The sequence below is a fragment of the Halalkalibaculum sp. DA384 genome (assembly GCF_043951955.1).
Classification (GTDB): Bacteria; Bacteroidota; Rhodothermia; order Balneolales; family Balneolaceae; genus JAMQKA01.
The window spans coordinates 1-20,985 of sequence record NZ_JBINJE010000037.1 but is presented as its reverse complement, the minus strand read 5'-3'; the positions used below and the strand labels follow the sequence as shown (position 1 = coordinate 20,985).

Genomic DNA, 20,985 nt, shown 5'->3' with positions numbered 1-20,985 from the left:
ATCGAGTGATGAAGAGAAATACTTTTCTGAAGTTTATGGGGCTCTCGGGGCTTTCGGGGCTTGCAGCCGGCTTTTCTCCGGGATTGTTGTCGGGTCTGCAGAAGCCATATATCAAACCACCCCGGCTTTCCAAAGGGAATACGATCGGCTTAATCAGCCCCGGATTTATCATCCCGGAAAGGGACCGGTACGGCGAGATACAGGAGACGCTCCAAAATCTTGGCTTTGAGATTCAAGTAGGGAAACACGCCCTCAACAGGCATGGCTACTTTGCGGGAAAGGACCGGGAAAGGGCAAGTGACCTGAACAGGATGTTCCGGGATCCCGGGATCGATGCCATTATACCTTTTCGCGGAGGATGGGGCTCCAACCGGATACTGCAATATATCGATTTTGATGCAATTGGGGAGAACCCCAAACCCCTAATCGGATTTAGTGATATTACAACGCTGTTGCTCTCGATATACGCCAAAACAGGGCTGGTAACATTTCACGGTCCGGTGGGAAAGTCGGAGTGGACCGACTTTACGTATCGTCATTTTCGCACGGCGGTGATGCAGTGTGAGGGATTTTCACTTCAAAATCCGGCTGTTCAACCGAGTATTCCAATTCGAACGGGCAGGGCAGAGGGACCACTGCTCGGGGGAAACCTTTCGGTGCTGACCTCGATGCTCGGTTCTGAATATCTGCCTGACTTTGAAGGTGCTATTTTATTCCTGGAAGATGTTGGAGAGGATGTATACCGTATTGATCGCATGCTGACGCAGCTTAAACTCAACGGCATTTTTGACCAGATCGGGGGCCTGGTATTTGGTCAGTGCACAAACTGTACCCCGGGGAATAGCTACAGCTTTTCGCTTGAGGAGATACTGGATGACCATATTCTGCCCCTGAACATTCCTGCCTGCAGGGGAGCGATGATCGGTCATATCGATAACATGTTTACCCTTCCTGTGGGGCTCCCTGCCACATTGGACGCCGGTTCGGGGATGATTACGTTTAATGAGCCTGCCGTTGGATAACGTCCGGCAATTCAATTTTTAGCTGCATTTCGCCAGCGTTAAAAGGACCGTTGCAGAATCTACCATTTTGCCGGGAGGTAAGGTTGAACCGCAGTCCTTGTTACCCCTTTAAACGGGAGTGCAACTCCCTCACAACGGCGAATTGAGAATTTTGCATAATCCTCTTATAATTAATTATTTCTAATGTTTTATTTATATGATATTTTACATATATCATATAAATAAAATAGTGTGAAAGGAATGACGGCTTCCGACCAGTACTATGCTGCAAAAAAATAATGCGGCTCTTGCGTTGTTATAATCGGGTTTTCACCCTGTTAGCGAGGTGACACTTTCTCAGTACGTGTTCATACGCACGGTTCAATGTTGTTTAGCCTGGGACTCCAGGCGTCCATTCCATTCGCAGCAAAACGAAAGACTTGGCACCAGTTCTTTAAAAATGAAGTAAAACGGCTTGGGATAATAAAATGAAAAAAATAAATATTTTAATCGCTGAAGACAACAGGATCAACCAGGTGGTGACACAGAAAATACTTGAACGTGAAGGTTTCTCCGTTTCTGTAGTTGAAACAGGATTGGAAGCGGTAAAAGCTGTTAAAAACAACCGGTATGATGTCGTATTAATGGATATCCAGATGCCGGAGATGAACGGCTATGAGGCCACAGCTGAAATTCGAAAACAGCAACAGGGAGACGATGAGAGCCCTGTTATTATCGCACTGACTGCAAGTGGAATGGAGACCGAAAAGAAGGCCTGCATGGATGCCGGAATGGATGGATACCTGAGCAAGCCGATCAACAAAAACAAGTTAATCAAAACATTAATGGAGCTGGAAGGCGATATATTTCACACGGCCTGAGAGTAGAGAGGTTGAAAGTCGTTGGCCAATATCACTCTGCCTCAGGGTAACGCCACATATTTTCGCAGGATCCATTCGGCCCCGAGCAATATGATGACGATAACAAACCAAAAAGGGTGCTGATTCGGGTAAAAAAGCTGCGTTTCAACATGTTGCTGCTCCTCCATCAGTCCGCGATCATCCATGTCTTGCCAGAGAGTATGGGCCTCCTGGTAGGTATAAAACTGCCCGCCGGTTTCCCCGGCGATTTGACGAAGAAGCTCATCATTCCGAACGGTATTTACATACTCAATATTTGAGCCACTCACGGAAAACTCTCCGCTCTGCGTATCTATGGTTCGATTGCCCTTTTTGGCAGTGGCTTCGAATTCATAGATTCCCTCTGGAAGAGCTCCTATCTCCAGCTGGTATTGGCCACCGCCCGTATTTTCCATGTTGTAGAGCCTGGATTCCACCTGCTCACCGGTTAACGTTAGGGTTATCACCCCTTCATTTTCGACCTCACCACTTTCATTGGTCAGGAAGGCATTAAATGATACCGGCTCGTTTCCGGTAAAATTTTTTTGGTCAGGTTGTATTTTGAGTCTCCGGTTGTCAGGTTGGGTGGCGGTCCAGCTCACGGTATTGAATATTAGATTTTCAATAAATTCCCGGGCCTGTGGATTAGTACTCTGGGCAATTCGATACCATCCAAAAGCGTTCAGCTGGGCCCGACGCAGATTCCCGACCTGCTGCAGGGCTACCAGCGGTTCACCGGTCGCTGTTCCCTGGAACCGGCTGTTGTAAAGCACGGTTGAACCCGGTGATAAATTCAATCCCCGGATGGGGCTGTAGATAGTCGGGAGACGGTCGTAGGAAACCTCCGGGAGTTCCATGACGGGGTGCTCGGAGGCCTCCACAGCAGCGGCCAGGTTCACTTCCACAGCACTGTTGTTGTCGGGGTTGGATATCGGGAGCACGGACTCGGAAGAGGGCAGGTTTTCGAGCCGAGTTCCGGGTGTTGGGAATATAACTGCAGGCACAGAATCCATGATATTTTCTACGCGGGAGGCCAGCTGTGATGAGATCCCCCGTCCGGGATAGCCGTGCAGAATCACTAAATCAAGAGTATCGGCATCGATGTTGAGATCGCCGCTGATAAACCGGTTCCCGCCCAGCCAGGTGCGGGTGCTCAGCTGTGAATTTTCATCCTGCATCAGCAGGGTACGAACCATCCGTACATCCGGGTGGATTTCGAACGCGAGGCTTAGAATACGCTGCCTGTCATCAAGGACCTCGATGGAAAACGGCTGGACGTTGTTGGCTTCCGTCCATTCATTCTCTTTGGGCGGAATCGCTATCTCGAATTGCTGCAATCCTTCCTCCTTCAGCTGAAGATCAAAAGCGATTGTATGTGATGAAATGGAGCTCGTCGGTGTTACTGTTTCTGACTGAAGGACCTCTCCATCTGATATGAGCTGTACCTGGAATGGCTCTCCCCCGAAACCCTGGTTCAGCAGGGTCACCTCGACAGGATGAGCAGAGTTAAGATAGCCCGTGGCATTGGTTACGATGTTCTGCACCACCAGGTCTTGAAGTCGGCTGGTGTCGCCCAGGGCAACAGTAAAAACCGGGATATCCAGCTCCCGGGATAAAAAGACGGGATTTTGTCCCTGGTTAAAGATTCCATCGGTAAACAGCACGGCGGCACGGGCATCACGCTGATTGTTCCTTATGATTTCAAGGCTTTGGTTGAGGTTGGTCTTGCTCCCGTCAAATGAGAGGCTGTCCGGATGGCTGAGAACTACTTGGTCACCGAATGAAAAGAAGCGGAAATCAAGGCGATCTATAGCCTGAAAGTTCAGGTCCGCAATGGTCCGCCGGTAGTCCCCGGTTCCCTCGTAGTCGCCCTTGTTGATTGAAACGCTGGCAGAATTGTCGAACATCACCAATACTTCCGGATTGTTATACTGTGTCAGTTCGGACCGGAACAGCGGGTTCAGCAGTAGCAGGAGCAACAGCAGAAATGTAAGCCCCCGGAGCGTGATGAGTCCATATCGATACAACGGCCGAATCGCCTTGAAATCCTTATAAGACCACCAGGCGATGCCCAGCGTTGCGGCGATGAGCAGCAGGTAAACCCAGCTGGGTAGTCCCGATTGGAAGCCTTGAAAGACAAAATCCACAATGTTGTTCTGTTAGGCCGTTTCGATCAGTTTGTCAATAAGCTTGTCGGTGGTTAAGCCTTCAGCCTCGGCGGCGTAGTTATTGATGATGCGATGGCGTAATACCGGTTTGGCAAGGGCCTGGATGTCTTCTTCCGTCACGTTAAACCGCCCGTTCATCAGCGCACGTGCCTTCCCGCCCAGGATCAGGAATTGAGAAGCCCTGGGTCCGGCTCCCCAGCTCAGATATTTGTTCACAAAATCGGGGGCAATATCAGAGGTCGGTCTTGACATCGTGACCATCCGGACCGCATAGTTGAGCACGCTTTCGGGAACAGGAACCTCCAGTACCAGTTCCTGTAGTTCCTGAATCTGGGAAGACTCCAATACTGATTCGACCTGCACATCCTGGGGTGCCGTGGTTTGGCTTACGATATCCATCTCCTCATCCAGGGAGGGGTAGTCGAGCCAGAGATTAAACATAAAACGATCCAGCTGGGCCTCGGGCAGGGGATAGGTTCCTTCCTGTTCGATGGGGTTTTGAGTAGCCAGCACAAAAAAGGGGCGGTCCAGGTCGTACGTATTTCCAGCGGCTGTTACATGGTATTCCTGCATCCCCTCCAGCAGGGCGGCCTGTGTTTTGGGAGGGGTCCGGTTGATCTCATCGGCCAAAATGATGTTGGCGAAGATTGGCCCTTTCACGAACTTAAACGTCTTGCCCCCGGTCTGCCGGTCCTCCTCCACAATTTCGGTGCCGGTGATATCGCCCGGCATCAGGTCGGGGGTGAACTGAATGCGACTGAAAGAAAGATTGAGGGTTTGGGCGACGGTTCGAATCAACAACGTTTTGGCCAGGCCGGGAACTCCCACGAGTACGCAATGTCCCCGTGAAAAAAGGCATACCAGCAGTTGATCAATAATCGTTTTTTGCCCGACTACCACCTTGCCAATCTGATGTTTAATATTTTCAACTGATTCCTGGAAAAAATCGACCGCCTCAACAGGTTCATCTGGAATGGGTTTCATGAAGTAATAATTATCGGGTTTGCTGTGCAATTTGTTCTGGGACCGGAATTTTGTATTCGATATACACTTCATCGCGCAAGTCGTTGATCCATTCGCGCATCATCCGGTACTGTTTCTCCTGCAGGGCGATGTTTTTAATCTGTTCATAATCTTGTTCCAGGTTGGCTACGTGTTCCGGCACGCGCCGGTCGAGACGGACAATCCGGTAGGCGGTTCGAGCATTGTTGCCGCTCCCGGTGTTGAACTGCTTCGGCTCCGATATCTGTCCCTCCTCGTCGAGCAGCAGCACAATTCGGTACATCGCCGGGTCGAGCTGCGAGAGCGGAATCAGCCGATTGCCGGTTTGAGGATCCAGCATGCGTCCCCCTTGGGGGGCGGTTTGGGGATCGTCGGAGTGCTTGCGCGCCATCTCCGCAAAGGTAATGTCCGGATTCGTGAGTACGCTGTCTCGTATTGCGTTCAGCGTATTGACAGCCGCCTGCGTATCATAGCTCTCCTCGTCTATGCTGATCAAAATATGGTTGGTGTCAATCTGGTCGCCACTGCGCTTGTTGAGACGGATCACGTGAAATCCGAACGAGGTTTCCACCACTTCGGAGATTTCACCCGGTTGCAGGGCCGAGGCGGCGGCCGAGTATGCCGACACAAGGTCGTTAAGGGGCATCATCGGCAGTTTTCCGCCGTTGGAGGCCGAGGGACCATCGCTGTGGCGACGCGCCAGTTCTTCAATACTTTTGCCGTGGTTCAAGACCGAGTCGCGCAGCTGTTCGGCCAGCTGGCGGGCGGCCTGCTTGGCATCATCCAGCGGAGGAGGAATTTTTACGATCTGGGAAAGAGCTACCTGTTCCGGAATCGTGGGGAGAGAGTCCTGCGGGATACGTTCGAAATACTGTTTTACCTCGGGCCGGGTAACATCCACTTCCTGCATCTTTTGCTGGCGGTATTTCTGGACGATCATCTCCTCGCGGTAGTCCTGGCGCAGGTCGGCTCGCAACTGTACAATACTTTTTCCCATCTGTTGCTCAACGGCGGCTTCGCTGCCCAGCTGTTGAACCACGCGGTCGATCCGCTGATTAATATTTTGATCCACCTGCTCATCAGTAATGGTTACGGAGTCTTCTCGGGCCTTGTCGAGGAGCACGTAACGCTCTACTATGTTTTCCAGCACCGAAAACCAGAGCTCCTCACTGAATTCCACTTCGCGCTCCTGCGACTGCCGACGAAGCTGCAGCATGTAGTCGGCTACCTGCTGGTCAACCTCCGACTTGAGGATCGCGTGATTATTAACCACCGCAACAATACGGTCCAGGTTTTTTGAGGAGTCATTATTCATATTTTGCTGGGCCATTGCCGCAGATGTTAAAAAGAGGCAACCGGCAATAGCTGAAAAAATGAAGAAAATATGGCGAGAAAAATTATTCATTGGATTCTGAGGATAAAAGCGTGTCGGGTTCAGTTGTTTCTGCGTTTATATTGGATTCTAAAACGTTGTACCGTTCAATTTCATTATTCGACTGCGCGTTAAGATAAAGATTCTTTACATAGGAATTGAAATGTCGTCTTCGTTTCTCAATACGCAGCCATTCCTTGATCTGATCCATCAGCCAGTCGAGGTCGGGATGGCCACCCGCCGGTCGTGTTTCCATGAGCTGGATAAAGTGATAATCCCCATTTACACGACGTATGGGGGATATTTCAGTGATACCAATGCGCTGGAGCAGCGTATTCATCACGGTGTTGTCGGCAAGGGCCATGGAGATCGGCCAAAACTTTTCTGACTCCTGGATGCGCGCCTCTCCATTTTTGGAATATGTTCGGGCTACTTCCGGCCATTCTATGCCGCGCATCAGGTCGTCTTTTGCGGATTGTGCGTCCTGATGGGTATTGGTAACAACATGGCGGAACCGGACATACCGTTCATCGAGCACCAGCTGGTCTTTGTACTGTTGATAGTAGTTTCGGGCTTCCTCATCGGTAATTTCCAGGTCCTGTTCGTGTTCAGCCATTACATAGTCCTTTAGTCCCTGCACCAGTACCTCTTCCCGGAGGCGTTCAAGCCGGTTGCGGATCTCCCTGTTCTCGTTGACTCCCAGTCGCTGCGCCTCCTGCAGAATAACCTGCCGGCGAATCCAGTCCTCCCTGTAGCGCTGCAGGGCCGAAAGGCTGTCCTCTTTTAACAGGAATTCCGGGGCCCGCTCCGCTGCTTCATCAATTGTGAGTACTGTATTTCCGACCCGGGCCAGCTGACCTTCATTCGAGGTTTGTACCCGTTGCTGGCAGCCCGCCAGTAAAACGGGAATGAGTATCGTCAACAGAAACACATAATTGTTTGTCACCTTCAACATAAACAGTAATTTAATTTAGTAGAGCATTCCTGCAATGGTGGCTGTCATCAGGTTTGCCATGCTGCCAGCGACGACCGCCTTGATGCCAAAACGTGCAAGATCTGATTTTCGGTTGGGTGCCAGTCCCCCGATGCCGCCGATCTGTATCGCAATAGAAGAAAAATTTGCGAATCCACAAAGAGCAAATGTGGCCATGGTCGTGGTTTTCTGTGTGAGTGATGCCGTTTCGACCAGCTCGGCGAGCTGGGTATACGCTACAAATTCATTCAGTACAATTTTGGTACCCAGCAGTGATCCCATATTTACCGCATCGGCCCACGGGACCCCGACAATATATGCTACCGGGGAAATCAGCCATCCCAGGATTGTTTCAATACGCAGGGCGCCGCCGGGTATCATGCTGTTGATGCCGGTGAGCTGCCCGATCTCCTCCAGGAAGTAATTCCCCATAGCAAGTAACGCGATGAACGCCAATAACATTGCCCCCACGTTGCCTGCCAGTTTGAGTCCGGTAGCGGCCCCGCTCGCCGCCGCATCAATGCCGTTGGCATCAGGTCGTTCAATATCCATTTTTACCTCGCCACTGGTTTCGGGTTCGCCGGTTTCCGGGTATAAAATTTTGGCGATGACCAGGGCAGCGGGGGCAGCCATAAGGCTGGCACCCAGTAGTTGTTCTGCGAACATCAGGCGGCCGACATCCAGTGCCACTCCCTGGGCCTGGGCGTAGGAGTCCCCCAGCATCTGGACGTAGGCGGCCATCACTCCGCCGGCGATGGTGGCCATGCCCCCCGTCATTACCGCCAGCAGCTCAGACTGGGTCATCCGCGAGATAAACGGTTTGACCACCAGCGGCGCTTCGGTCTGTCCCACAAATATGTTGGATACGACAGAAAGTGATTCTGCCCCCGATGTGCCCATCAATTTCTGCATGCCTTTGGCCATATATTCAACCAGCCGCTGTAAAATCCCGTAGTGGTAAAGAACCGCCGTAAGGGAAGCGAAGAATACGATGGTCGGCAGCACCTGGAAGGCAAAAAAGTTGCCCAGGCTTCCCTCCGTGCCGGGGCTTTTGGCCAGGTCACCGAAAATAAATATGGCTCCCTCGGTAGTAAAATCCAGGACGATGACAAAAAACGAGGAGAGCCAGCTAAAAAATGCCTTGGGCCACCCGAGAGGAGACCATGCCGAGGCGAGGGCATCCCCTTTCAAAATGAAAACAGCCAGTAAAAACTGAATTCCGAGTCCCGTGCCCACCAGGCGCCAGTTCACCCGCCTTCGATTATTGCTGGCGGCCCAGGCCAGCACAATGATCGCCGCCATGCCAATGATGCCTCGGAGGATGTCACTCATCTGAATCAGCGTTTTTATGTGATTCGGTTTGATTCCGGGTTCTCTCAGCTTCGGTTTTAAGGGGTTGTATCGGCTTTCCCCGCCGTTTGTCAACGGGCGGACGAAAACAATGCCGGGCGCGCGGCTCATACGCCTCCGACTCTCCGACCAGCATGCGATCTTTATTTTCCACGATTCGCTGGGAATAGTGGGCCATTACGCCGCTTTCTGAGCAGACGGCGTGCAGTTTCGTTACATATTCAGCGATCGCCAGCAGCTGGGGCATTGGCTCGAACGGGTTGCCTTCATAATCCATGTCGAGCCCGGCAACGATGACCCGCTTGCCATCATTGGCCAGTGAGTTGGCAACCTGGATGATCCTGTTGTCAAAAAACTGGGCTTCATCAACACAGATGACATCCGATTCTCCGGTCAGCAGCACCATCTGGTCGGCCGTATCTACCACCAGTCCGGGCAGGGCAGACTCATCATGCGAGACAATCTCTTTGTCACTGTAACGGTTGTCGACGGCCGGCTTTACGATGACCACCCGCTGGCCCGCAATGTGTGCTCGTTTGGCTCTGCGGATAAGCTCCTCGGTCTTTCCACTGAACATTCCCCCGCAAATCACTTCAATCCAGCCGACATTGCTGGGAATTATGGATGGTTCGTAAAGCATCGAACTTGTTGTTGGTTGTTGTAAGGATCGGGATAAAATGTGGCAATTGGCTTTGAATATATCTGTGTGCAGGCTAAAAAGAAAAAATGAATGCCCGCGGTTTGAGCGGTTAACGGGAGGAACTCCGGGGTTGCCCGCAAACAAAGCGGGAACGGCCAGAGCAGGAAGTTACTGGAGCAGTCCGGTTGAAATTTCAACCCTGTAAAGTGTAAAAGAGCTTTTATCCTGTTGTAACATATTGTTACTTTAGGTTCCTGAATAACACACCTTTTGTAAAATGATTTGAAAAACCAGGGATTTTGCCTGAGTTCAAACTCTGAGCGAATTCAAAGCCAAAGATTATATCCTGCAACGTAAGGATATCGGGCTCGTGAAAATACTGACTTGGGCATCATAACGGTTTTGCAAAGTCCTCTGAAAATAAACATTTATGCTCACATTCTATCGCGGATCTAAACTGGAGCTTCTGGCTGATGAGATGATGGAACTCTATACTGAAGAGCCGCTCCGGGATCCCCTTGCGCAGGAGATTGTGATTGTTCAAAACCACGGAATGGCACGGTGGCTGTCGACCCGTATGGCCCGCAGCACCGGAATTGCGGCCAACCTGAAGTTTGAATTTCCGGCGGAACGCGTATGGAGCCTGTATCGCTGCATGGGGACAGATATTCCCAAAGATCTCCCGTCTGACCGCGAGCCGATGACCTGGGCGCTCTACCAGTTGCTCGGGGAGCTGCCAAAGCAGTCGCCATACCTGGCTGTATGGCATTATATGCGCGAAAATAACGGTGAGTGGAATCCCCTAAAAGCGTGGAAACTGGCAAATCGTATTGGCGACCTGTTTGACCAGTATTTGGTGTACCGCCCCCAGATGCTACTGCAATGGGAGAAAAATGAACATATTGGCCTTGGCGCCCCGGAAGCCTGGCAGGCCGCACTTTGGCGGGGCCTCAAAAATCGTTGGATGGAGATATTCACGGAACTTGAGTGGAACCATCGTGCGGAAATTCATGAAACATTTATGAAGCGGATGGAAACCGGGGTTTTGCCTTCAGATTCGCTGCCGGAGCGAATAACCCTATTCGGACTTTCCAGCCTGCCTGAATCCTCCATTGAACTGTTTGTTACACTCTCGGAGATCGTCGATATTCGGTGGTTTTGGATGAATCCGCTAATGGAAAATACGCCTGGCATGCTGAGGGATTCCTGGGGTACTGAGGGAATGGAGTTTTTGGAACTTTTTCAAAAATATTCTACCCGGAATAATATACCTGTGAACGAGGTGGTCATAGAAAATGACAGGGGGGAGGGGCCGGTCGTCCCAAAATATCAAACGATGGATCTTTTCGATCAAAAAGGGGGGACTTTTTTCAATTTCGGACAATCGGATATCAGTATTCAGATCCACTCCTGCCACAGCCCGCTTCGCGAGATAGAGGTTCTTTATATGAATATACTGGATCTTTTTGAGCAAAATGCCGACCTGGAGCCCGATGATATCCTGATTGTTTGTCCCGATATCCAGACCTACGCCCCCTTTATCCAGGCGGTATTCGGGACTCCCGGCGACGCACTGCCGAATATTCCGTATCACATTGTTGATGACCAGACCGGGACCCGGAAGGAGCTTTTTAACACGTTTTCGAAGCTGCTGAATCTGCTTGAGAGCAGGTTTAAGGTAACGGAAGTGCTGGACCTGCTTTCGGCCCGGCCGGTCCGCCAGCGGTTTGATATAACGGAAGATGAGCTGGAGCGGATACAGCGCTGGGTGAAGGAGACCAGGGTGCGGTGGGGGCTCAGCGGCGATGACAAGAAAAAGGCTGACCTTCCGGGAACGGCCCGATTTACCTGGATTTCCGGGCTTGATCGGATGTTGCTGGGCTTTGCTTCCCGGATGGATGAGGAGATATTTGAGGGCGTATTCCCGTACAATCGGATTGAGAGCAGCGAGGATGCCACGTTGCTGGGAAAATTTTCCCGCTTTCTGAATGAGATAAATAATGCTCGAAGTAATACGCGTGAGAAATTGGAGCCCAAAGAGTGGTCAATGCTAATCAATACCTGGATTGAGACATTTTTGCCAGCTGATGAGGAGTATTACCGGGCTTTCCAGGGGGTAAAGTCGCTGGTCTCCGGCATGAGGGAGTCGACGGAGCTGGGCGGATACTGGCAAGAGCTGAACTTCAGGGTAGTCCTGGACTATCTTGAAAATAAATTAACGGGCGAAGCCGCCCGGGGCGGTTATTTCGGGCATGGCGTTATATTCAGCGGGGTGGACCAGATGCGAAATATTCCTTCAAGGGTGATCGGGATGATCGGGATGAATAACGAGGCTTTTCCGAGAAACAAGGTTTCCCCCGACTTTGACCTGATTGCTCACAATCCCCAGAAAGGGGATCGCCTGCAGAGAAATGACGATCGCTATCTTTTCCTTGAGATAATGCGGTCTGCCAGGGAACTATTGTACCTGAGTTACGTGGGCCAGAGCAATCGTGACGACTCCAGCCGCCCGCCTTCTGTGATGATAAGCGAACTGCTGGATTACCTGCAGCAGAGGCAGGAGATGAAACGGCGGGAGATTATCACGGAACATCCGCTGCAAGCTTTCAGTGACCGTTATTTTACTGAATCGAGCGATCTTTTTTCCTATTCTCCTACAGCATATAAAGTAAACACTCAGCTTTCCAGCCGTAAAACCCGGGGGGAAGTCCCCCTGCTCGGGGAGGATAAAAATCTTAATGAAGCTGATGCCACCTTTAAGCAGGTATCGATTCAGGATTTAGCCCGGTTTTACGCACATCCCGCGCGGTATCTGGCGGAACAGCGGCTGGGTATCCGGTTCCGGGACGAGGAGGTTATTTCAGATGATCGAGAACCTTTCCAGCTGGATGGCCTGGAGGGATACAAGCTGGGTAAAGAGCTTCTGATGCGCTGGCTCAACAACAAGGATATCAAGGCATTTGAACCGATTGCCAAGGCGCGCGGCCTGCTGCCCGAGGGGTGGCCGGGGCACCAGGAATTTGTGGAGAAGGTTGAGGAGGTTTCGGAATTCAGTTTGGCCGCCGGCAGGTTACTTGACAAGCCCAGGCTTGACCGGGTGGAAGTGAGCCTGGAGTTCGGGGATTTTCACCTGACCGGGGTGCTCGATTCCCTTCATGCCAACTACCAGATTTTTATCCGGTACGGCAGCCTGCGGCCGAAAGATTTAATTCAGCTGTGGATTTACCACCTGGTGCTGTTGCAGGTAAAGGGCCTTGACCACAGCTACGAGAGCCTGCTGTTGACGAAAAAGAATGCCAGGCCGGGATTCAATCTCTATGGTGGGGTGGAACACGCCCGGGACCGGCTGGATTCACTGATCCGACGGTACTGGGGAGGCCTGCACCAGAAGATGCCGCTGTTTGCAGATTCCTCATTTACCTTTGCCCATGAAATGGTGATCAACGGAAAGGATCACGATGAAGCTATGAGCAAGGCAAAAAAACAGTGGGAAAACAGCTGGAATCCTGCCCGAAGTGAGAAAGAGGATCCTTATAATAAAATTCTGTTTACAAATCGCTATTCCATTGACTGCCAGGAGTTTAAGGACCTTTCCCTCGAAATATGGAAGCCGGCGCTGGAATCACTAAAACAGGAGAATATTTTTGACTGAGCTACACCCGTTTTCCATATCACTGAAAGGGCAACACCTGGTGGAAGCCAGTGCCGGAACCGGGAAAACCTATAATATCACCTCGCTTTTTATTCGCAGTATTTTGGAAAAGGAGACAGCGGTGGATGAGATCCTCGTTTTAACCTATACCAAGGCGGCTACGGCTGAACTTAAAGAGCGTATTATGTCCCGGCTGCGAGACTCGGTACAGGTGCTAAGCAGGGGAGAGGCACCAGAAGGCGATGAATTTTTGGTACAGCTCCTGGACTATATTGAGAAACGGGACAAGGCCGTGAAGCTGCTGGAGAAGGCATTACATAATTTTGATGAGGCATCCATCTTTACGATTCACAGTTTTTGCCAGCGAGCGCTCCAGGAACAATCATTTTTAAGCGGGATTACGTTCGACACCGAACTGGTGGCCGACGATACCGAACTGGTCCAGGAGGTCGTCGACGACTGGTGGAGAAACCTGGTGGAAGAGTCTGAGAGCACCCTGCACCAACGTATTTGGCTGAACATTCTGAGAGAGGAAGGCTACCTGCCGGACAAGCTTGCAACCATTGTTGCTGCCGGACTGGGAAAACCCTACCTGAAACTCAGCGTGGATGTAACTGCCGAAGCCACACGACCGGAAGAACTTGAAGAGCTCAAGCAGCTTTTTGAAAAACTGAAAGATAACTGGGTTGGGAATCAGGGGGATATCCAGAAACTGTTGCTCTCAGATGCGATGGATGGAAGAAAGTACCAATCCCGGTATCTCGATCCCTGGATGGAAGCGATAACCGAATGGCTGGAGAAAGAACTTCCCTCACTTGCATTCCCGGATAAACTGGATCGCTTTTCTATCGACTATATCCGTGAGTACGGCACAAAAAAGGGGGAATCGCCCCCGCAGCACCCTTTCTTTTACTGCGTAAAAGCGTTTATTGAGCAGGCCGATCGGGTTCGGAGCTGGATTCCCGAGTTTAAGAAAGAGATGATCAACTACGGCCGGAGCGGTGTTCGGGAGCGCAAGCAGTCTGCTGGCGTAATGGGATATGACGACCTGCTGGTATTGCTGCAGGAGGCCCTGAACCGAGTTCCCACCGGTACGACGTTAGCGTCATTTCTCCGGGAAAAATTTCCGGTCGCCCTGGTTGATGAGTTCCAGGACACCGATCCTATCCAGTACAATATATTGGAAACCATCTATCCCGCGGACTCCCCGGATACCGCCTTGTTCCTGGTCGGCGATCCCAAGCAGTCGATCTACAGTTTTCGCGGCGCCGATGTTTTTTCCTACCTCAATGCCCGTAACGGGGTACCGGAAAACCAGCAATACAGCCTGGATCGTAATTTTCGGTCAGATCCGGATCTTATAGGGGCGGTCAATGCGCTGTTTGACCAAGAGTCTCCATTCTGGGTAGACGATATTTCATTTGCCCCGGTGCAGGCAGCTGATATTGAGGTGAAGCCCTTTATCCAAGAGGGAAAGAAACCGCCGCTGCTGCAGTTTTCTGAATCAGAGCATGTTAATCCAGGTGAGCAAGTAAATAAAGGGGAAGCCCGCGAACGTGCAGCCGGGGTGACAGCGGAGTCGATATCGAGACTGTTGAACAGGGGCCAGTCGGGCGGCGCCACCATCGGGGAGAACCCGGTTCGCCCGAAGGATATCGCGATCCTGGTTCGTACTCACCGACAGGCCGACCTGATACGGGAGAAGCTGGAGCAGAGGAGTATCAAATGCGTTCAGTACAGTGAAAAAAGTGTTTTTGAAACCGGGGAAGCCCGCAACATAGAGCTGTTGTTAAAGGCGGTGGCCGAGCCTCGAAATGACGAGCTCGTTCGGACCGTACTGGCTACTGGACTATTTGAGTACGACGCTCACGACCTGCTTCGATTTAAAGAGGATGAACAGGCGTGGACAGAAAATGTATCCCGGTTTTCGGAATGGAACCGGATCTGGCTCGAACGGGGTTTCTCCTCGATGTTTCGGTCATTTCTCCTGGATGCCGAGGTTGAGCAGCATCTTGTGGGACTTGAACAGGGGGAGCGGAAGTTGACGAACACGCTTCAGCTCGGCGAGCTGTTGCAGGCAAGAGAGCAGGAACACCAGGAGGGGATGTTTGAGCTGGTCAAATGGCTCTCCCGGAAAAGGAGGGAGCCTGATAATAGAATTGAGGAGGAACAGCTGCGGCTGGAAAGCGATGAGGAGCTGGTTCGTATCGTCACCATGCACCGGAGCAAGGGATTGGAATATCCCATCGTGTATTGTCCTTTTTTGTGGGATGGAGCCCACTTTTCAGATAAAGGCGACCCCTTTCTCTACCACGACAGCGAAGACCGGCACCAGGCGGCAATCGATCTGAATGAAAAAGGGAATCCGGCCCGCCGCCGGCACCGGTTGGAGGCCGCGAGGGAAGAGCTCTCTGAAAGTCTCCGCCTGGCGTATGTTGCATTGACAAGGGCCAAGCAGCATTGCCGGATTGTTTATGAATCGGCCAGCGGCATTGAATTTTCGCCACTGGGCTACCTGTTGCTCGGGAAAGAGGAGATTGATCAGCAACTGGTGGCCAAGATCGGTACTGCCGAAAATTCGTCCTCTCTTCCCCCGGAAAAATTACGCAAGGCGCTGGAGTCACTGCTTGCAGAACATAGCAATCTCTTTGCCCGCGAAGTAATTAACGACCAGAGTTACACCGAATTCAGGGCCGCCGAAAGCGACGATAAATCACGAAGCTGCCGGCAACTGACCGCCGCAAAAGCTGTTCAGTCGCGTTCGATCGTGTCCAGCTTTTCTTCCATCATGCATCCTTCTTCCGACAGAGGGGATGAAGATCCGGACGACGAGTTTTTCCTCCCGGAAGAGCGCGGGATTACGGACGACGACCCGGAGCGTACCATATTCACCTTTCCCAAAGGCCCCCAGGCCGGCACCTGCGTGCATACCATCTTTGAAGATCTGCGGTTCGCCGGTGGGGAGGACCTAGATGAGGTGATAGCCTATAACCTCGACCAGTTCGGATTTGAGCCGGAGTGGCTTCCGGTTGTAAAACGGATGGTGCAAACGGTACTTCAGAAGCCGCTGAAAGAGGGACTATCCCTGAATCGATTGGAGGAAAAAAAGCTGCTCAAGGAGATGGAGTTCTATTTTGACTTGCGGTCGTTCCTGAGAGATGCGCTTGTGAACATTATTCGCGGCAGGCGTGCCGGTCCGGCAACAGTGATTAACGAAGGATTTATGAAGGGATATATCGATCTGGTCTTTGCCTTTGACGGCCAATTTTTTATTGCCGACTATAAAACAAATTATCTGGGAGATGCGCTCCGGGATTATACGCCCGGAATACTCAGGGAAGAGATGAATTTGGCGGGATATGACGTGCAATACCATATCTACGCGGTTGCGCTGCACCGTTACCTGGAACAACGGGTTCCGAACTATGCGTACGAAACTCATTTTGGAGGGGTCTTCTACCTGTTTGTCCGTGGCATGACAGGGGGGGCAGATCGAAACGGAATCTTTTATGATAAGCCGGACCTGCAGAAAATCCGGCAACTGGACCAGCTTTTTAGAATGGAGGCCGGGAAATGACTGAACTGATGACACAACTTGCGGCGGCACGCGATCGGGGAGAGCTCTCTGAAATTTCATACCAGTTTTGCCTGTTCCTTCATCGTATTGACCCGGAATGCAGTGACGAGATGCTCCTGGCCGGATGCCTGGCATCCCAGCGGGTGGAGAATGGCGATGTATGTGTAAAACTTGCCGATGAAGCGGAAACGAGCCTTTTTGGCAACAACAGCTTTGATGGAGTAGCGGCCCCAAAACTGGAAGATTGGGTCTCCAGGCTAAAACAGAGCAGATCGGTCGGCATGCCGGGAGAAGCCCGACCCCTGATACTGGACCGGAACCACAGGCTTTACCTGCATAAGTATTGGACCTATGAAGCGTTGCTGGCCGATCAGCTTCGGACTCGGGCCGTCGAGGATGAAAAGCCGGTAAACATGGAAAAACTACAAGTTGAACTTGAGAAGCTATTCAGTTTTGATTCTGCCGAAACAGAAACGGATTGGCAAAAAGTAGCAGCCTGGACCGCTTTCCGAAAGAAATTTGTGGTGATTTCCGGCGGTCCGGGAACGGGAAAAACTACGACGGTGGTCAAGATTTTGTTGTTGATGGCACGTCTTGGTCATCTCAAGCACGTGGCGATGGCCGCACCGACAGGCAAGGCGGCTTCAAGGCTGATGGAATCGGTCAACAACACGCTGAACCGTTTTCAGCCGGGAGAGCAGGCTTTATCAATGTTGCCGGACCAGGCATATACAATACACAAGCTGCTGGGAGCGCGCCGTCATGGATCGGAGTTCAAATACAACAGGGACAATCCATTGCCTTACAATCTGGTGGTTATTGACGAGGCCTCGATGATCGACCTGGCTCTGATGGTCAAGCTTGTGGAGGCGCTGCCGGCCCACGCCAGGCTGATCTTGCTCGGAGACAAAGACCAGTTGGCTTCGGTGGAGGCGGGAGCTGTTATGGGCAGCATCTGTGCGGATACTGACAACCGGTTTTCGACATCATTCCTGGAAGATGCACGCCAGGTGGGTCTAAAGATTCCGGACCGCTGTCGCCATCCTGATCCAAAGCCCCTGACCGATCATATTGTGCTGCTGGAGAAAAGCTACCGTTTTGGAAAGGCGAGCGGAATTGGTCGGCTGGCATCATCGATCCTGAGCGGGAATACAGGAAAAGTGTCAGCAATTCTTGACGACCCGGAGTTGCAGGATGTAACGCTTAAGGAGTTCCGGGATTTCCGGTCGTTTAAGGAGATTCTTTCAGAAACGTTGACTCCCGGATTCTTGAGCTTGTTCACTGAAACAGAGATTGAAAAGGCCCTGAACGCTATTGACAATCTTGGGGTATTGTGCGTGCACCGCAGGGGACCACAGGGTGCTGAGCAGATCAATCGGGTGGTGGAACAGGTGCTTCGTGAACAAAATGTAATTCCCGCTGCCTCTGAGTGGTATGCGGGCAAGCGGGTTATGGTTACCCGCAATGATTATTCCCTGGGACTTCGCAATGGGGAGCTGGGGATTACGCTCAAAGATGAAAATGGTGATCTCAAAGTCTATTTTCCTGAAAGTGGGGGCACATACCGATCCTTTTACCCTTCTCGTCTCTCTGCTATTGAAACAGCCTACGCAACTACAGTACACAAAAGCCAGGGGTCGGAGTTTAATACCATCGCCGTGATTCTGCCTCCCCGTGTTTCACAAGTTTCGTCAAGAGAAATGCTCTATACGGCTGTGACCCGATCTCGAGAGCGGTGCACAATTATTGGGGATAAACAGGTACTGGAAGGAACCGTAAAGCGAAAAATTGACCGCTCATCAGGATTGAAGGATCGTCTGTGGAAGACCGGACAGCAGGGAGCCCTTTCCTGACTGTCCACCACTCACGCCAGGGTCTTGTGATTTCACCATTCATTACTAATTCCCAACCGTTTATTGTTGTTCACACAAAAAGGAACACTCCTTGCTCGCAAAAGGGTTTCGTGACTTTTTGAGGATACCAAATTAAACCCCTGAACCGCATCTCATAAAAACTATGAAACAAATTCTGCTCTTGGTTTTATAAATAGTCTCAAATAAATCGCAACTAACTAGTTGAGGTATGAGACATCTACAGACACAATCACTAATTGTACTTTTAGCATTAACTTTACTTGGGACCGCTTGTGATAACAACACGAGTACCACTGGTCCGGGAGAGGAAACCGCAACCGTTGAGGGAAAGGTGGAAGATGACGGCTCACAAAACAAAGCCAAGTCCTCTGCATTTTCCGAAACAGCCGCATCGGTGGAAGGCGCTACTGTTACAGCTGCCAGGATTACCGCTGACGGCAGCCTTGAAACAATTTCCGGAGCTGAAACAGAAACCAACGCGGAAGGGGAATTTTCCCTTAATATCGATACGGAAGCTGCAGCCGGTTCCGGTCAACAGATCCTGATTTTGGCTGAACAAAACAGTCAACAGTGGAAGGCATTTCTAACGGCTCAGCTTGAAAGTGGATCCACGGTACAGGTTCAGCCGTTAACCGAAGAATCCTCTGCCGAGGCAGACGTCCTTACCGAGTTGATAGCAGAAGGGCACACTGATCTTGTTTCAAAGGCTGATATTGAGGCGTATATCGGGAGCCGGGTCTCTTCTGAGATCAGGAATAATACCGGGGCGGCTTCCAGCTTTGCCGAAGCACTGGTCGCTGAAGCACAAGCTCGAGCAGAGTTTTTTGCCGGGCAATCTGCCAGCCTCACCCAGGAACAGAAACAGCAGGTGATGGAGGCAAAGAATGAAGCACAGGTTCAGCTTGAAAGTGAGCTTCACGCTGCTACCACTGCAGAACAGCGGGAAGCGGCAATGGAGACGTTCGCAGAGGCCATTGTAAGTGCACACGCAGATGCGGATATCGACGCTGGTATCTACGCCATGGCCAGGGAGATGTCGGGACGCGTGTTGGTCAAGCACAGCAGCGAACTCTCTGCTGAAGCTGCTTCCGAAGTGCGAACAAACGTCGCCTTGCTGACTTCCCACGCCATCGATGCCGCTGTACAAACCCGGATGGAAACAGCTGATGTTGCCGAATCAAATATCCAGTTGGCGGCAGATGCGGCATTGGCGCTGCGAAGTGACATAAAGGCAACCAGCGGGGCGACAAAAGAGGATATTGACGCTGCTTTTGATGCGTATAACGAGTCAATCGTCGATATTCTTTCTCAAGAGTTTTCTGCCAGCTCCGAAACAATCACGAACATACATCTTCAGATTAACCAGAGTAATGGAGCGAAAGCCTCCCTGGAGTCTTCGCTGGAAGCCACTATCGATACCCAGCTGATCGCAGATGCATATGCGACGTTCATATCCGAGGTGCGAACGATTGTTGAAGAAGCATTTTCGGCAGCATCTGAAGCTGAAGTCCAACTGGTGGCGGATGTCATGATCTTGGCAAATCTTGCCAACTAACTTTTAATAGGTGAACTACTGGTATCCCGAACAGATTTTTGTTCGGGATACCTTTTTTAGGGACAAAATGAACGCATTCACAAACAATTATTAATGTATTGTTTTCGTTTAGTTTTTGCTCTTAACCCGGATTATTCACGAAGTAGAACAAATTACGGCTTAAGCCAATGATATTATGATATCTAGCGGAAGTACCCGGTAGCTCAAATTTGGGTATCCTCACAAATAGCTGCGAAATTGGGCCGTGCACTTCGTTGAAGTAAACATGAGGTGCTCACTGTACATATGTACTATTCCGCGGTCATGTTTCCTTCGCCTCGTGCACAACCAAATTTCCTGGTGAATAATCCGGGTTAGGTGGTTATCCGTGGAAAAATAGTGTAGATATGTTACCGAAGGATGGAATAATAATTACGTAATTTATCTTATTGAATTTAATTACAAAACATTGTTATTTATATACTTACAGTAGAACAAAAGTGGAATCTGACGTTTAAAAGACAGGGCTTTAGGGAGAAATTGACCTTTTTGTTAATGCAGGTGCCCGAGGTATTATACATGCGGGCAAAAAAAATTCTGATTTTCAGAAACATTTTTTAAAGAACTGCCTATAATTGAATGATGAGAACATCAGATCTCATTTTTGTTGTACCCCGAAAAAGCCAACGTAAAAGAAAAGGGCCGGTTGATAGCCGGTCCTTTTCATTTTACAGAGGGCTTTGAAAAATCCTAAATTCCTCGTTCTGAGGAAGTTTTACTCCCGTTTAAGTTCACAAAGGTCGGTGGTACAGTTGCCGCACAACAAAATGGCAGGTTATGGATAGGTCCCAATAACTAGGGCATCCTCATAACCATATTAATTCATTGGTTACCAATGAATTAGAGTATTTTTAATGACAATTGCATGCAGGGAATTTCCCTT

General features: G+C 50.8%; 12 protein-coding genes. 6 read left to right on the top strand and 6 right to left on the bottom strand.

From position 1 onward, the window contains the following. The first annotated feature begins 8 nt into the window (after nt 1-8). Entirely contained in the window at nt 9-1,022 is a 1,014-nt protein-coding gene (locus tag ACG2E4_RS15795) for an LD-carboxypeptidase (RefSeq protein WP_395277177.1), read from the top strand. Between the two features lie 467 nt (nt 1,023-1,489). Continuing rightward, nucleotides 1,490-1,882: a response regulator gene (locus ACG2E4_RS15790; RefSeq protein ID WP_395277176.1), complete on the top strand. Its 393-nt coding sequence runs from the start codon at nt 1,490-1,492 to the stop codon at nt 1,880-1,882. Between the two features lie 41 nt (nt 1,883-1,923). Here the strand turns inward: ACG2E4_RS15790 and ACG2E4_RS15785 are convergent, their stop codons facing one another. From ACG2E4_RS15785 to ACG2E4_RS15760, 6 genes are read right to left on the bottom strand one after another with little or no spacing between them, the layout of a single operon-like run. After that, on the bottom strand, nt 1,924-4,047 hold the full coding sequence (locus ACG2E4_RS15785; RefSeq protein ID WP_395261884.1) for a CARDB domain-containing protein: 2,124 nt from the start codon (nt 4,045-4,047) through the stop codon (nt 1,924-1,926). A gap of 12 nt (nt 4,048-4,059) precedes the next feature. Further along, complete coding sequence (locus tag ACG2E4_RS15780; RefSeq protein ID WP_395261885.1) at nt 4,060-5,052, bottom strand: AAA family ATPase; 993 nt, start codon at nt 5,050-5,052, stop codon at nt 4,060-4,062. Between the two features lie 10 nt (nt 5,053-5,062). Further along, nucleotides 5,063-6,475: a peptidylprolyl isomerase gene (locus ACG2E4_RS15775; protein WP_395277175.1), complete on the bottom strand. Its 1,413-nt coding sequence runs from the start codon at nt 6,473-6,475 to the stop codon at nt 5,063-5,065. Beyond that, the gene (locus ACG2E4_RS15770) at nt 6,468-7,397 is read right to left on the bottom strand and encodes a peptidyl-prolyl cis-trans isomerase (RefSeq protein ID WP_395277174.1); all 930 of its coding nucleotides are present in this window, start codon (nt 7,395-7,397) and stop codon (nt 6,468-6,470) included. Before ACG2E4_RS15770 ends, ACG2E4_RS15775 begins: the two co-directional genes overlap by 8 nt. 15 nt (nt 7,398-7,412) lie before the next feature. After that, a complete protein-coding gene (locus ACG2E4_RS15765; protein ID WP_395261888.1) occupies nt 7,413-8,747 on the bottom strand; it encodes a NupC/NupG family nucleoside CNT transporter in 1,335 nt (444 codons plus the stop codon). Continuing rightward, nucleotides 8,740-9,405 (bottom strand): thymidine kinase, encoded by a 666-nt coding sequence (locus tag ACG2E4_RS15760; protein WP_395277173.1) that lies wholly within the window; start codon nt 9,403-9,405, stop codon nt 8,740-8,742. The genes ACG2E4_RS15765 and ACG2E4_RS15760 overlap by 8 nt, the downstream gene beginning before the upstream one ends. A 430-nt stretch (nt 9,406-9,835) precedes the next feature. On the opposite strand from ACG2E4_RS15760, the gene ACG2E4_RS15755 reads away from it, so the two are divergent. The 4 genes from ACG2E4_RS15755 (at nt 9,836) to ACG2E4_RS15740 (ending at nt 20,063) form a co-directional block, all read left to right on the top strand. Continuing rightward, entirely contained in the window at nt 9,836-13,057 is a 3,222-nt protein-coding gene (locus ACG2E4_RS15755; protein ID WP_395277172.1) for an exodeoxyribonuclease V subunit gamma, read from the top strand. After that, nucleotides 13,050-16,634, top strand: coding sequence for an exodeoxyribonuclease V subunit beta (gene recB / locus ACG2E4_RS15750; RefSeq protein WP_395277171.1), 3,585 nt, complete (start codon nt 13,050-13,052; stop codon nt 16,632-16,634). The genes ACG2E4_RS15755 and recB overlap by 8 nt, the downstream gene beginning before the upstream one ends. Then, entirely contained in the window at nt 16,631-18,487 is a 1,857-nt protein-coding gene (gene recD / locus ACG2E4_RS15745; RefSeq protein ID WP_395277170.1) for an exodeoxyribonuclease V subunit alpha, read from the top strand. Before recB ends, recD begins: the two co-directional genes overlap by 4 nt. A gap of 229 nt (nt 18,488-18,716) precedes the next feature. Then, nucleotides 18,717-20,063, top strand: a complete 1,347-nt coding sequence (locus ACG2E4_RS15740) for a hypothetical protein (RefSeq protein WP_395277169.1) — start codon at nt 18,717-18,719, stop codon at nt 20,061-20,063. Nucleotides 20,064-20,985: the final 922 nt, after the last annotated feature.